Source organism: Shinella zoogloeoides (assembly GCF_022682305.1).
GTDB lineage: Bacteria > Pseudomonadota > Alphaproteobacteria > Rhizobiales > Rhizobiaceae > Shinella > Shinella zoogloeoides_B.
Window position 1 is genome coordinate 2,961,783 of sequence record NZ_CP093528.1, and the last position, 13,026, is coordinate 2,974,808.

The window sequence follows — 13,026 nt, forward strand, 5'->3', positions numbered from 1 at the left end:
TCATGGCTACCAACAACCGCATCGTAGATACGGAACAGGCCCGCGATCAGCTTCACAAGTTCATCGCCGGAAAGAATCTGCCGTTCACGGCCAGCATCACAGACGGCAAGCACCGCACCAATGACCAGAACAGCCTCCAGCGGAAGTGGGTTCTGGAAATATCGGCGCAGCTCGGCGACCGGACCCCGGAAGAGGTCCGAGGCTATTGCAAGCTCCACTTCGGCGTGCCGATCCTTCGGAACGAGAACGACGTGTTCAAGGCCGAATATGACGCCGTGATCATGCCGCTTCCGTACGAGCATAAGCTCAAGCTCATGATGGTGCCTTTTGATTTCGGCGTCACCCGGATCATGACGACACGGCAGAAGACCGACTACCTCAATGCCATCCATCGTCATTTCTCCGAACAGGGGCTCATTCTCACGAACCCGGACGATCGCAAGTACGGGAGGGCAGCATGACGAGCACCATCCGCGTCAAAGGCTACGAGCGCCGCAAGCCCGAGAAGACACCCGACCCGTTCGCCGACAAGATCCGCGAGAGGTTGGAGCAAATGCGCCGCCATCAGGCGAAGGCCCCGCAACGCCAGTCGATGCCCTCGATCATTGAAGGGCTTCGTAGCCTCGCCAAGCTCATGCAGAAGGTGGGCCGGTCATGACCTACAAAACCGTAACCATCGGCGGCGACTGCCCCGACCACGGCGAATGGGAAGTGTACTGCGTCGTTCCCGGCCACGTAACCGCGCAAGAGCTTATGTTCGCGCCGGAAGAGACGGACATTATCTGCGAGTGCTATGAAAAGCACTACGCCGACATGATCGTTTCCCTGTTGAACGGGGAGGCCCGGCACTGATGGCGAAGCGTCGCGAATTCTCTAAGAAGACCCAGCGCGAGGCCATGGCCCGGTCTGGCAAGCTATGTGAGGCGATAGGCGCGATGTACGGCCTAGAGCCCGGACACCGCTGCAATGCCGATCTCGCCTATGGCGTCCAGTTCGATCACATCGTTCTCGATGCCAACTCCAAGGACAATAGCCTGGAGAACTGCGCAGCCGTCTGCATCAAGTGCCATAGCTGGAAGACGGCCAACCACGATATTCCGATGGCGGCGAAGACCGTTCGCCAGCAGGACATGGCACTCGGCATCAAGAAGCCCGGCAAGCGAAAAATACCGCGCGCCGCATCCCCCAAATCCGACAAGCCGAAGAAGACCATCGTCTACCGGCCCTGCACCTTCTACCGCGAGGAAACGAGATGACCGACCTTGAAACCTTACGAAGCCCTCTTGCGCTCGTCGCTCATCGGCAAATTCATTCGGATTGCGGCGGGGCAACTGTGTTCTGCGTCGTACTCGCAGACGGCTTCATCGTTGATTGCGGCTCTGACGGGTATTCGCAGAAGCGCGCGATGATCCTCGCGGAAGCGGTCAACGCATTCGGCCCGGATAAATTCCTGATGCGGAAAGGCGGTGAAGCATGAGCGACCTGTCCTCACTCATCGCAGACCAGTGGCAGCCGATAGAGACGGCAGAAGTGCCTTTGACGCTTGGCCAGGTATGCATCATCGACCTGTCAGACCTGCCGTTTGTCCAACGCTTCAAGTGGCATGCGCGCCCGAGGCGAGACGGGCTTGGGTTTTACGCCGCCAATTCTTCCGGCCAGAGAATGCATCGTCTCCTGCTTGAAGCCGGCCAAGACGAGGTTGTCGATCACAAGGATGGCGACGGCCTTAACAACCGACGCGCCAATCTTCGGAAGGGCACACAATCACAGAATTGCGTGAACCGAAGGCAGACTCCTGGTGCAAATCCTAGAGGTACTAGGCTCAAAAAGGGGAAATGGCAGGCATACATCAAGTTCCGCGGCAAGCAGCATAGCCTTGGATACTTCGATACGGCCGAGCAAGCGCACGAGGCCTACGTTCGCGAGGCTACGCGGCTTCACGGCGACTGGATGCCTCTTCCCTCTCCTCCCCGCGCTCTTGATCAGAAAGGCTCCTCCAATGGGTGACCGCCTTACAAAATGCACGGCCTGCGACGGCCGGGGATATTTCCGTTGTGAATGCTGGCCCGGCGACTGCATCTGCGGTTGGGATGATCAGGACTGCGAGGAATGCGGCGGCGAAGGCATCATCGACAATTTCTACGCCGATGATCTCGACTGCGATTGCTCGAACTATGAAACCGACCTGCTTGAAGGCAGCGCACGTTGCCATCGCTGCGGCCGTACTTGGACGCTCTCGCAAGACGACATTGCCGCCGAGATCGAGCACCAAGCGGCCTACATGGCGGAAGAAGCCGAATCTGAGGCCGCAACGTCGGAGGCCAGCCCATGACCTCCGCCGTATCCGCCATAGAGGCCATAGCTCGCACCGTCGCGCTGGATGTCTATCACAATGCCGTCGATTCCGATGACGGCAGTCATTCAATGGACATGCCGGTCGCGGTCGCGCTCATCATCGAAGCCCTTTCTCCCCTCGCCCGCCAGGCAGAGGCGTTGCAGCGGGAGAATGCGGAACTGCGCGCCGTGATGAATGAATGCCACGCCGCCCTGAAGATGATGATCTCGCCCGGCGACATTTCCGGTTCCACCGTTCTTGGCGCGTTTGCAGCGGCAAAATCTGCGGAAGCCCGCGCCCGCTCCGCCCTCGCCGCCACGCGCAGCGGTTCCGCCACAAACTCGAAGGGAAACACGCCATGACCAAGCTCGCGAACTTTGATGGCCTGCTCGATCTTTGGGGCACCCTGGATGCCCGCATCAATCGTATGCTGACCTCGCAACCTGCCGAGATGACTGCAAGCGCCGAAAAGCTGGAGGCAGCACGTATTGCGTTCGGCGATGCTATCCGGGCTGCCATGCGATCTTCCGGAGGCGACCAGCCATGAACGTAATCCGTCAGGAAGCGCTCGATTTTCTCAACATCGCCACTCGCAATTGGTCTGGCCTGCCGCCTTTAGAGGAAGACGATATCGGCGACGTGGCGACGGCGCTGCTCGCATTCGTCAGTCAACGGTTGCAGACGCCCGAAACGCGACCGGAGGCGACCATGCGGATTAGGCCGATCTTCGCTTGGTATGACCTGTGGGTCGGGGCGTTCTACGACCGCGCCAAGCGCCGTCTCTACATCTTCCCGGTGCCTTGCCTCGGCTTTTACGTCGAGCGCACCGCCAGAACATCATCTGGAACCTCCCCTATCCGCCAGAGAGGATAGGGCGATGGCTGATCTGACTGAACGAGAGCTGCTTGACCTGCGCTATGTCGACAGTCGTCCGGGGTGCTGGTGCCTTGTGGCCCCGGATGAGAATGCCGGCATCTCCCAACTGGTGGAGCGCGGCCTTATCGAATGGCTCGGCAGGATGAACGACTATCGTATCACCCCTGCCGGCCGCAACGCACTGGATAAGGAGCGGGGAAATGGGTGAGACCTTCACTGGATACATCATCGCCGCCACCGATTGGCCAGACGATGTGAAGCTGCACATGGGCAAGAGCACCATTGCAGCCACCACGGCCGATGCTTGGCGTAGGCATGTCGGGCACGACAAAGCAGCCAGTCGCGAATTTTCAATCTACGTCCAGCGCTGGAGTGACATGGGATATAAGCCATTCCGCGTGACGATGACGCTCGACAACTCACCAGATCCGCTCGACAGGGCGGCGGAGATACTGCGAGGTGCGGAATGACACCGCTACCAAATGTTCTCACTCCCGCAATGCTCGCCGAGCGTTGGAGTTGTTCCGAGCAGCATATCCGGAATATGATAGACCGGGGACAACTGCCATCTTTCAAGATCGGTGAAAAGCTGCTGCGAATCCGTCGCGAGCATGTGGAGGCTTTTGAATGCCAGAATGGAGACTTACCCGGCTCCGAGGCGAATTTTGTATCGCATGGGAAGATGAGCGAGGGCAGCGGCGACGTTATCGACTTGGAACAGCGGACGCAAAAGAAGCGGCCCGCCGCGCCCCGGCTCGATACTCGGAACTCACGCGCCCGACCGGCCAGAATGTAGCCGAGCTATGGCAGGCATACACGCGCGACATGGAGGGCCGTGCCGTCGTGGAAACGATGCGGCACACATGGAAGGCTTTGGAGAAGAGATTCGGCCCGATGGAGGCCGAGGCAATCACGATAGCGGATTGCAGGGCGCATGTGGAAGAGCGCCGCGGATTGCGCACAAAAAGGTTCCCGAAGGGCATCGGTGATGGAACAATACACACCGAGCTTGGTCATCTGCGCATGGTGCTTCTTTGGGCCAAGAAGCACAAGATCATCGAGAACGTGCCGGCGATAGAGAGACCGGCCAAGCCAGAGGCGAAAGACGCCTACCTGACGCGCATTGAAGTGAAGGCGTTGATCGAGGCGGCTAAGACACCGCACATCGCCCTAGCCATTCGGCTCCTCATCGGGACGGGCGCGCGGATCGAGGCAGCGCTACAGCTCACTTGGGATCGAGTCGATTTCGCACGCGGCATGATCCAGTTGAGAAACCCTTTCGACAAGGCGAGGCGGAAAGGTCGGGCAACCGTCCCGATGAACGACGCCTTGAAGGAATACCTCAAGACGGCTAAGGGCGAAGCCATGACGCCTTTCGTCATAGAGTGGGCCGGCGAGCCGGTGAAATCAATCAAGCGTGGGCTGAAATCTGCCGGGGCTGCGATAAAGCGCCCCGACGTGTCGCCGCACATGCTGCGCCACAGCGCCGCCGTCTGGCTGGCGGAAGATGGTCATTCCATGTGGGAGGTCAGCCAGTTCCTCGGGCACAACGATATCAAGACGACGACGCGAGTCTACGCCAAGTTCTCGCCTACCCATCTGCGGAAGCTGGCGGACAGCCTGTCAGTCTAGGTGCACATAGTTCCCGTTGGTACAGCGAACCTGAAAACCGCTTTGCGAACCTTCCGAAATTGGATAGATTGGCGAAATAGGAATGCTTGAAGTGCTCTTTTCGCGATGTTTGGCGTGGTTGAGACACGGGAGCAATGTTGACATCGTAGGGGTCACAGGTTCAATCCCTGTCACGCCCACCATTCGATCACCGGCATACCTTGAAAAACCCGCTTCGGCGGGTTTTTTCGTTTCCGGCAAGTCCGGGGCCGGCCTCACTTGCGCGAGGATGGCGGCGATGAAGGCCGCCGCGCAGGAAGCGCGGCGGCATCCCTGTCCGCGTCAGGCCGCTTTCCTGGACCCGGTCGTCTTGTTGATGGCCGTCACGGCGAGATTCGTGAGCTTGTTGTTCGTCGCCTTTTCCTGATCGAGAATCTCGCTCAGAAGCTTGTGCGCCTCATCATGACCAAGATCCTTCGCCCATTCGCGAAGCGAGCCGTATCGCGCAATCTCGTAATGCTCCACGGCCTGGCAGGCGGCGAGCAGGCCGGCGTCGAGCGCCGTACCTTCGGCTTCCTCCATCAGTCCGTCGGCTTCCTTGATCAGCCCCTCGATGGCGTCGCACTTCTCGCCGGACGCCTTCTTGCCGATCGATTGGAAGACCTGCTCCAGCTTTTTGATCTGCTCTTTCGTTTCCGAAAGGTGCGCCTCGGCGGCCTTCTTCAGTTCGGCGCTCCCGGCAGCCTTGGCAACCTTCGGCAGAGCCTTCGTGATCGCATTCTCCGCGTAGTAGACGTCCTGCAGGGTGTGCTCGAAAATATCAGCCAGCGATTTCATGGTGTCTCTCCTTTGCAAGGTGAAATGCGCGAGAGAAATCGACAAGGCCGGCAAACGTTCCCTCAGCACGGCACACTTTGACGAAGCCCTGGATGCCGCACACCTTGCCCGTTCCCTCGGACACGCGCGCCGGCGCTGCGGCATCGGACGGATTTTCCGTTTGTTTTTCGCGTATTGGGCCTTTCCGCAGGTGGTTTTCCGGCGGCGCGGACGGCATCGCGGAAATACACATATGCCGGTCAGGAAACAGTTGACGGCGACCTGTGTTTTGCGCTCATATGACGGCAGGTACAGGCCGTTCTTTTTGTCTGGATGCACTGCCAAGGCTGTGAAAAGGCAGACGAATCCGGCACGGAGACGGCACGCGGCGATGTCTCCCCCTCGCACGATTACCCCAAGAATACGTAAAGTGTTTATCGCCTGGCTATGCTTGAAGCGCTCTACCGCAGTGCGAAGGATGGCGCACCCGTTGGAGGACGGGAACAGGTAAGGTCGACGTGATGGGAGGAGTATCCATGAGCGACATATCCAGTACACATCCGGTGGACGAGAAGCTGCCCGTCGGCAGGCTCGCGACGCTGGGCATCCAGCACGTGCTCGTCATGTATGGCGGCGCCGTGGCGGTGCCGCTGATCGTCGGCCGCGCCCTGCAGCTCAGCCCGCAGGATGTCGCATTCCTGATTTCCGCCGACCTTTTCGTCTGCGGCCTCGTCACCATCATCCAGTCGCTCGGCGTCACCCGCCATGTCGGCATCCGCCTGCCCGTCATGATGGGCGTGACCTTCGCCTCGGTCGGCCCGATGGTTTCCATGGCCACCATGGCGCCCGGCCCTGAAGGGGCACGCATGATCTTCGGCGCAATCATAGGGGCCGGCTTCATCGCCTTCCTGCTCGCGCCGATCATGGGGCGGCTCCTGCGCTTCTTCCCGCCCGTCGTGACCGGCACCATCATCCTCGTCATCGGCGTGTCGCTGATGCGCGTCGGCATCAACTGGACCTTCGGCAACCCCTTCGGCCCGACGGCGCCCAAGGTGATCGACCCGGCCCATGCCGCATGGCTGACGCAGATGAAAGAGCTTGCCGCAGGCGGCGGTCCCGCCGTTCCGCAAGGCCTTACGCTTGCACCCACCGTCTCCAACCCGATCTATGCCGAGCCGATCCATATCGCCCTTTCGGCGCTGGTGCTCGCTTCCATCCTGCTCATCGCCCGCTACGGCCGAGGCCTGATCAGCAACATCGCGGTCCTCAGCGGCGTCATCATCGGCTGCCTCGCGGCCTCGATCCTCGGCCTGATGCATTTCGACCGCGTGGCCGATGCCGGCTGGTTCGCCGTCGTCACGCCACTGCGCTTCGGCATGCCCATCTTCAACCCGATCCTCATCGCCACCATGACACTCGTCATGATCGTCGTGATGATCGAATCGACCGGCATGTTCCTCGCCCTCGGCGAAATCACCGAACGTCCGATCGGCCAGCAGCAGCTCACCTCGGGCCTGCGTGTCGACGGCATCGGCACGATGATCGGCGGCCTATTCAACACCTTCCCCTACACCAGCTTCTCGCAGAATGTCGGTCTCGTCGGCGTCACCGGCGTCAAGAGCCGCTATGTCTGCGTCGCCGCCGGCGTCATCATGATCGTCCTCGGCCTCATCCCGAAGATGGGCGCGCTGGTGGAGGCTGTACCGACCTTCGTTCTCGGCGGCGCGGGCCTCGTGATGTTCGGCATGGTCGCGGCGACGGGCGTGCGCATCCTCGCCACCGTCGACTTCAAGGCCTCACGCAACAACCTCTTCGTGGTTGCCGTGTCCATCGGCTTCGGCCTCATCCCGCTGCTGGCGCCGAACTACCTGATGTGGATGCCGCATGCGATCCATCCGATCATCGAATCGGGCATCGTGCTCGCCTCCATCGCGGCCGTGATCCTCAACGCCTTCTTCAACGGCGTCAGCTACGATCACGCCTCCGCCGTGGACGCCGCCCGCATGGCCGACAGCCACTGATCCCTCTGGCTTTAGCCTCTTGAGCAAAGAAAGCCGGCCCGTTCACCACGGGCCGGCTTTTCTCTGGGCGTTTGCCGGCCACCCGGTCCAACGGACCTGAAAACGAAAAGCCCGGCGCGAAGCCGGGCTTTCCAGGGACATGCCGATGCGGCGCATCACCACTCGGCAACGCTGCCATCCTCGTGACGCCAGACGGGATTGCGCCAGCGATGGCCTTCCTTCGCCCGCTCGATGACATATTGCTCGTCCACTTCCACGCCGAGGCCCGGCCCCTGCGGGATCGACACGAAGCCGTCCGCATAGTGGAACACCTCCTTGTTGGAGATGTAGTCGAGGATGTCGTTGGCCTTGTTGTAGTGGATGCCGAGGCTCTGTTCCTGGATGAAGGCATTGTAGGAGACGGCATCAACCTGGAGGCAGGCGGCGAGCGCGATGGGACCGAGCGGGCAATGCGGTGCGAGCGCCACGTCATAGGCTTCGGCCATCGCCGCGATCTTGCGGCATTCCGTGATGCCGCCGGCATGCGACAGGTCGGGCTGGAGAATGTCGACATAGCCGTCCGCCAGCACGGACTTGAAGTCCCAGCGCGAATAGAGCCGCTCCCCGAGCGCGATCGGCGTCGAGCAATGGTTGGCGATCTCCTTCAGCGCCTCGCGGTTCTCCGACAGCACCGGCTCCTCGATGAACAGGAGATTGTAGGGCTGGAGCTCCCTGGCCAGAACCTTGGCCATCGGCCGGTGCACACGGCCGTGGAAATCGACGCCGATGCCGATATGCGGGCCGATCGCCTCGCGGATCGTGGCGATGGTCTCCACCGCCTTCTCCACCTTTTCCCAGGTGTCGACGATCTGCATCTCCTCGCAGCCGTTGAGCTTGATCGCCTTGAAGCCGCGGGCGACGACCTCGCGGGCATTGTTGGCGACATCGGAGGGGCGGTCGCCGCCGATCCAGCTATAGACCTTGATCCTGTCGCGCACCTGCCCGCCGAGCAGGGCATGGACCGGCTGACCGTAGGCCTTGCCCTTGATGTCCCAGAGCGCCTGGTCGATGCCGGCAAGCGCCGACATGTGGATGCCGCCGCCACGGTAGAAGCCGGCGCGGTACATGACCTGCCAATGGTCCTCGATCAGCAGCGGGTCCTTGCCGACGAGATAGTCGGAAAGCTCGTGCACCGCCGCCTCGACGGTCAGCGCGCGGCCCTCCACCACCGGCTCGCCCCAGCCGACGATGCCCTCGTCCGTCTCCACCTTCAGGAAAAGCCACCGGGGCGGCACGATATAGGTCGTCAGCTTCGTGATCTTCATGGATTCCATCCCTCGTCGGTTCGTATGGAGAGCGGGCCGGCGCCCGCGAAAATCGTCAGTCCTTGCCCGCAGCGTCCATCAGGGCGGAAAGGTCGCGGGCGGCAAGGTCGAGAATGTTGCGCGAGCAGGCCTCCGCCCGCGCGCCGTCGCGCAGGCGCAGCGCGTCGACCAGCTCGCGGTGCACATCCAGCGCCTCATCCCGCCGCGCGGCCGCGCGGTTGGAGGCATGCAGCGCATAAGACAGCGCCGCATGGATGATGGAGGAGAACTGGTGGAAGACCTTGTTGTGGCTCGCCTTGAGCAGGGTCTCGTGGAAGCGGGCGTCGGCGGCGGTGAAGGCTTCGAGATCCCCCTCCGTCTCGCGCATCTCCTCACAGGCATGCTCCAGGTCGGCGATCTCCTGCGCCGTCGCCCGCGACGCGGCCAGGAAGGCGGCGGCCGGCTCGACGGTGCGGCGCGCCTCGAGGATCGAGCCGAGCAGCTCGCTCGACAGCACCTCCGGACCCATCCATTCGAGGATCTGCGCGTCGAGCACATTCCATTCCGACCGGTCGCAGACCAGCGTGCCGACACGCGGCCGGCCATGCACGAGGCCCTTGGTCTCCAGAACCTTCAGGGATTCGCGGATGACGGTGCGACTGACACCGTAGGTCTCGCACAGATCGCTTTCGCGCGGCAGGACCGCGCCCGGCGGAAAACGTCCGCCGCAGATATCCACGCCGATGGCGGCCGTCACATTATGACGCACACGCGGACGGCGCGACAGCGGGCGCTGCACCGGTCTCCTTGCCTTGTCCGCCACGACGCCTCTCCCGCAAGCCGATAAAATCATCATACAAATGAAGTGTAATAATATGATAAATCGACAGCAAAGACCATGCCGTTCTCCCGTCCCGGCCCAGATAATTCCAAATATTGACTTTTGCCGGCAAAGTGCATAATGCGCCCACCCATTCGAGGAGCCGCCATGCTTGCCGACCTGCCCGCCGTGCTTGTCCTCAACCCGAAAGACAATGTCGGGGTCGTGCCCGCCAATGTCGATGCCGGCCGCGTGCTGGTGCATGGCGTCACCGCCGTGGAGCGCATTCCGCGCGGCCACAAGGTCGCCCTCGCCCCCATCGCGGAAGGCGCGCCCGTGCTGAAATACGGCCAGATCATCGGCTATGCGACGCGGGCGATCCGGCCGGGCGAGCATGTGCACCTGCAGAACCTCGCCATCCTCGACGTCGAGTTGCGCCACGAATTCTGCGTCGACAACGCACCGCCCGTCATGGTGCCGGAGGCCGAGCGCCGCACCTTCGAGGGCTATGAGCGCGGCAACGGCCGCGTCGGCACACGCAACTACATCGGCATCCTTTCCACGGTGAACTGTTCCGCCACGGTCTCGCGTTATGTGGCCGAGCACTATGCCCGCCGGTTCCGCGAGGCCGGCCACGAGAACATCGACGGCGTGGTGGCGCTCACCTATGGCGGCGGCTGCGCGCTGAACCTCAGGTCCGAGGGCGGGCGTATCCTGACCCGCACCTTCAAGGGCTATGCCCGCAACCCCAATTTCGGCGGCATCCTGATGATCGGCCTCGGCTGCGAGACCTTTCAATACGGCCCGCTGGTCGAGGAGGCCGGGCTGGAGGAGGGAAAGACCTTCCGCACCATGATGATCCAGAACCATGGCGGCACGCGAAAGACCATCGAGGCCGCCTGCGCGATGATCGACGAAATGCTGCCCGATGTCGGCCGCATCCGCCGCACGCCGCAGCCGCTTTCCGGCATCAAGCTGGCGCTCGAATGCGGCGGTTCGGACGGCTATTCCGGCATTTCCGCCAACCCCGCCCTGGGCATCGCCTCCGATCTCCTGGTCAAGGAAGGCGCGACGACCGTGCTTTCGGAAACACCGGAGATCTACGGCGCCGAACATCTCCTCACCCGCCGCGCCGCCCGGCCGGAGGTCGCGGAAAAGCTGCTGTCGCGCATCGACTGGTGGCGCGACTACACAGCGAGGAACGACGCGGAACTCAACAACAACCCCTCGCACGGCAACAAGGCCGGAGGGCTGACGACCATCCTCGAAAAGTCGCTAGGCGCGGTCGCCAAGGGCGGCTCCATGCCGCTCAACGCCGTCTACGAATATGCCGAGGAGGTGACGGAGCACGGCTTCGTCTTCATGGATACGCCCGGCTACGACCCGGCCGCCGTGACCGGCCAGATCGCCGGCGGCTGCAACCTCGTCGCCTTCACCACCGGCCGCGGCTCGGTCTCCGGCTACAAGCCGGCACCCTGCATCAAGATCGCCACCAACACGCCCATGTACGAACACATCCGGGAAGACATGGACATCAATTGCGGCACCATCGTCGACGGCACCGAGACGATCGAGGAGGCAGGCCGCCGCATCTTCGAATTCGTCATCGAGACTGCCTCCGGCCGCAGGACGGCGAGCGAGGCCTTCGACTATGGCGACAACGAATTCGTGCCCTGGCAGGTCGGCGCGATCACCTGATCAGCGCGTGTGCATGACGATATTGACCAGCGTGCCGGCCGGATCGCGCACGAAGAAGCGGCGCACGCCCCATGGCTCGTCCGCCGGCCCGTACTCGACCGGATAGCCGCCCTTCACGACCGCCGCATGGGCCGCCGCCACATCGTCCACCTCGACGGAAAGGCCCGGCACCGGCGTACCCGATCCGCCTTCCGAGGCGAAGCTCACCTGCACCGGCATGGTCCCGTCGCCGCCATAGGTGGCGATCCAGCCGTGATCCATCAGCAGTTCCAGCCCAAGCACGTCCTTGTAGAAACGGGCGACGGCAGCCGGTTCGGCCGTCTCGATATTGGCGACGATGCGCTTGACCTTCATGGCACCTCCTGACGCACGAGCGGCGTCGCATAGGCCGGCATTTCCGGCCGGTGCGCGTCCCGCAGTTCCGCGACACGCCCGATGACCTTCGGCAGGGATACGACGATATGATGGCGCAGGGTCTCGGCCGCCCGCGCGCTGTCGTCCACGTCGAGCGCCCGGAAAACCGCCAGATGCTCGGCGATGAACGGCTCGTCGGCGGGCATCCGGTGCGAGACGCCGATGATGTGCTTGCTGACATTCAGCATGAAGCGGGCGCGCCGCAGCGCGATCAGCAGCTCGCGGTTCGGGCAGTAGCCGAGGCAGGTGATGTGCAGGTCCGTTTCGAGACCGTCCATCGCCTCGACGGAAAGCACGGGATAGACGGCCAGCGCCTCCTCCAGCCGCTCGGTCATCGCCCGGCGCTCGGCGGGCGGGATGAAGGGCGCGGCCTGCGTCAGCGCGACCGGCTCCAGCACGACGCGGATGTCGTGCAGGTCGCGCATGCGCTGGGCATCCAGAGGCACCAGCGTCCAGCGCATGCGCTCGTCCTTCTCGACGATCCCGAGCGCTTCGAGCCGGGTCAGCGCGTCGCGCGCCACCTGCCGGCCGACGCCTCGGGCGCGCGCCAGCTCCACCTCGTTGATGCGATGGCGGCCGAAGACGGAGAGATGCACCATCTCCCGCTCCAGGCTTTCATAGATCGCTTCCCAGGCCGGAGCCTTGCGCAGGCCCGGCGCTTCCTCGTCGAGGCCCAGCATCTCCGCCGTCAGCACCACGCGCTTCGGCCCGCTACGCCCCTGCCCCACGAGGAAACCGCGCCCGTCGAACCGGCGGATCGTCCCCGCCGTCTCCAGCAAGGCGAAGGCCTGGCGGACGGGCGTGCGGGTCGAAGCGAAGAGACCCGCCACCGGCCCTTCGAGCAGCAAGGCGCCCCTCGGCAGCCGGCCCGCGGTGATCGCCTCCGCCAGCACGTCGCGGATGCGCAGGTAGAGCGGTCCGTTGTCGGGCGCGGCCTGCGCGCCCTCTTCCGCCAAAATCTGTCCCCGGTCGATCATGGCGCGGACAATCGCATGAATGCACCCTGCCGACAACGGTCAGGATCACGCCGCACGGAGGCAAGGAAATTGCGTCGCACCGCCAAAAAATCTCCATTCCTTTCGTGACGCGCGGGGCGTTTTGCGTTAGGGAACCTTGCTCAGGCTCGCAATCCGGCCTCCGACGGCCCATGTG

The 13,026-nt window shown here is 62.9% G+C and carries 21 protein-coding genes; 15 read left to right on the plus strand and 6 right to left on the minus strand.

Features of this window, described 5'->3' with window-relative positions; all coding sequences use genetic code 11:
* The first annotated feature begins 2 nt into the window (after positions 1-2).
* From MOE34_RS14855 to MOE34_RS14915, 13 genes are all read left to right on the plus strand, one after another.
* Positions 3-461 carry a hypothetical protein gene (locus MOE34_RS14855; protein ID WP_242218048.1) on the plus strand — a complete coding sequence of 153 codons (459 nt, stop codon included), beginning with the start codon at positions 3-5 and terminating at the stop codon, positions 459-461.
* The gene (locus tag MOE34_RS14860) at positions 458-658 is read left to right on the plus strand and encodes a hypothetical protein (protein WP_242218050.1); all 201 of its coding nucleotides are present in this window, start codon (positions 458-460) and stop codon (positions 656-658) included. Before MOE34_RS14855 ends, MOE34_RS14860 begins: the two co-directional genes overlap by 4 nt.
* The gene (locus MOE34_RS14865) at positions 655-852 is read left to right on the plus strand and encodes a hypothetical protein (RefSeq protein ID WP_242218052.1); all 198 of its coding nucleotides are present in this window, start codon (positions 655-657) and stop codon (positions 850-852) included. The genes MOE34_RS14860 and MOE34_RS14865 overlap by 4 nt, the downstream gene beginning before the upstream one ends.
* The gene (locus tag MOE34_RS14870; RefSeq protein WP_242218054.1) at positions 852-1,256 is read left to right on the plus strand and encodes an HNH endonuclease signature motif containing protein; all 405 of its coding nucleotides are present in this window, start codon (positions 852-854) and stop codon (positions 1,254-1,256) included. The genes MOE34_RS14865 and MOE34_RS14870 overlap by 1 nt, the downstream gene beginning before the upstream one ends.
* Positions 1,253-1,477: a hypothetical protein gene (locus MOE34_RS14875; protein WP_242218056.1), complete on the plus strand. Its 225-nt coding sequence runs from the start codon at positions 1,253-1,255 to the stop codon at positions 1,475-1,477. The genes MOE34_RS14870 and MOE34_RS14875 overlap by 4 nt, the downstream gene beginning before the upstream one ends.
* Entirely contained in the window at positions 1,474-2,007 is a 534-nt protein-coding gene (locus MOE34_RS14880; RefSeq protein ID WP_242218058.1) for an HNH endonuclease, read from the plus strand. Before MOE34_RS14875 ends, MOE34_RS14880 begins: the two co-directional genes overlap by 4 nt.
* Entirely contained in the window at positions 2,000-2,332 is a 333-nt protein-coding gene (locus MOE34_RS14885) for a hypothetical protein (protein WP_242218060.1), read from the plus strand. Before MOE34_RS14880 ends, MOE34_RS14885 begins: the two co-directional genes overlap by 8 nt.
* On the plus strand, positions 2,329-2,697 hold the full coding sequence (locus MOE34_RS14890; protein WP_242218062.1) for a hypothetical protein: 369 nt from the start codon (positions 2,329-2,331) through the stop codon (positions 2,695-2,697). Before MOE34_RS14885 ends, MOE34_RS14890 begins: the two co-directional genes overlap by 4 nt.
* Positions 2,694-2,882 (plus strand): hypothetical protein, encoded by a 189-nt coding sequence (locus MOE34_RS14895; protein ID WP_242218065.1) that lies wholly within the window; start codon positions 2,694-2,696, stop codon positions 2,880-2,882. Before MOE34_RS14890 ends, MOE34_RS14895 begins: the two co-directional genes overlap by 4 nt.
* Positions 2,879-3,208 carry a hypothetical protein gene (locus tag MOE34_RS14900; protein WP_242218066.1) on the plus strand — a complete coding sequence of 110 codons (330 nt, stop codon included), beginning with the start codon at positions 2,879-2,881 and terminating at the stop codon, positions 3,206-3,208. The genes MOE34_RS14895 and MOE34_RS14900 overlap by 4 nt, the downstream gene beginning before the upstream one ends.
* Before the next feature lie 4 nt (positions 3,209-3,212).
* Positions 3,213-3,419, plus strand: coding sequence for a hypothetical protein (locus MOE34_RS14905; RefSeq protein WP_242218068.1), 207 nt, complete (start codon positions 3,213-3,215; stop codon positions 3,417-3,419).
* A complete protein-coding gene (locus MOE34_RS14910) occupies positions 3,412-3,681 on the plus strand; it encodes a hypothetical protein (protein WP_242218071.1) in 270 nt (89 codons plus the stop codon). Before MOE34_RS14905 ends, MOE34_RS14910 begins: the two co-directional genes overlap by 8 nt.
* 157 nt (positions 3,682-3,838) lie before the next feature.
* The gene (locus tag MOE34_RS14915) at positions 3,839-4,843 is read left to right on the plus strand and encodes a tyrosine-type recombinase/integrase (RefSeq protein ID WP_242218073.1); all 1,005 of its coding nucleotides are present in this window, start codon (positions 3,839-3,841) and stop codon (positions 4,841-4,843) included.
* Between the two features lie 321 nt (positions 4,844-5,164).
* Here the strand turns inward: MOE34_RS14915 and MOE34_RS14920 are convergent, their stop codons facing one another.
* Together MOE34_RS14920 and MOE34_RS14925 are read right to left on the minus strand one after the other, a co-directional pair.
* Positions 5,165-5,659 (minus strand): ferritin-like domain-containing protein, encoded by a 495-nt coding sequence (locus MOE34_RS14920; RefSeq protein ID WP_242218074.1) that lies wholly within the window; start codon positions 5,657-5,659, stop codon positions 5,165-5,167.
* Entirely contained in the window at positions 5,643-5,891 is a 249-nt protein-coding gene (locus MOE34_RS14925; RefSeq protein WP_242218076.1) for a hypothetical protein, read from the minus strand. Before MOE34_RS14925 ends, MOE34_RS14920 begins: the two co-directional genes overlap by 17 nt.
* Positions 5,892-6,174: 283 nt before the next feature.
* Here MOE34_RS14925 and MOE34_RS14930 point away from each other — a divergent pair, with 283 nt between their 5' ends.
* On the plus strand, positions 6,175-7,659 hold the full coding sequence (locus tag MOE34_RS14930) for a nucleobase:cation symporter-2 family protein (protein ID WP_242218078.1): 1,485 nt from the start codon (positions 6,175-6,177) through the stop codon (positions 7,657-7,659).
* Positions 7,660-7,814: 155 nt separating this feature from the next.
* Here MOE34_RS14930 and dgoD read toward each other — a convergent pair whose 3' ends face one another.
* Positions 7,815-8,963: a galactonate dehydratase gene (dgoD, locus tag MOE34_RS14935; protein WP_242218080.1), complete on the minus strand. Its 1,149-nt coding sequence runs from the start codon at positions 8,961-8,963 to the stop codon at positions 7,815-7,817.
* A 55-nt stretch (positions 8,964-9,018) separates the two neighbouring features.
* Positions 9,019-9,765 (minus strand): FadR/GntR family transcriptional regulator, encoded by a 747-nt coding sequence (locus MOE34_RS14940; protein ID WP_431522387.1) that lies wholly within the window; start codon positions 9,763-9,765, stop codon positions 9,019-9,021.
* A 165-nt stretch (positions 9,766-9,930) separates the two neighbouring features.
* On the opposite strand from MOE34_RS14940, the gene MOE34_RS14945 reads away from it, so the two are divergent.
* Positions 9,931-11,460 carry a UxaA family hydrolase gene (locus tag MOE34_RS14945; protein WP_242218082.1) on the plus strand — a complete coding sequence of 510 codons (1,530 nt, stop codon included), beginning with the start codon at positions 9,931-9,933 and terminating at the stop codon, positions 11,458-11,460.
* On the opposite strand, the gene MOE34_RS14950 is transcribed toward MOE34_RS14945, so the two are convergent.
* Together MOE34_RS14950 and MOE34_RS14955 are read right to left on the minus strand one after the other, a co-directional pair.
* Positions 11,461-11,814: a VOC family protein gene (locus tag MOE34_RS14950; RefSeq protein ID WP_242218085.1), complete on the minus strand. Its 354-nt coding sequence runs from the start codon at positions 11,812-11,814 to the stop codon at positions 11,461-11,463. It abuts the gene before it with no gap.
* A complete protein-coding gene (locus tag MOE34_RS14955) occupies positions 11,811-12,851 on the minus strand; it encodes a GntR family transcriptional regulator (RefSeq protein WP_242218087.1) in 1,041 nt (346 codons plus the stop codon). The genes MOE34_RS14950 and MOE34_RS14955 overlap by 4 nt, the downstream gene beginning before the upstream one ends.
* Positions 12,852-13,026 lie beyond the last annotated feature (175 nt).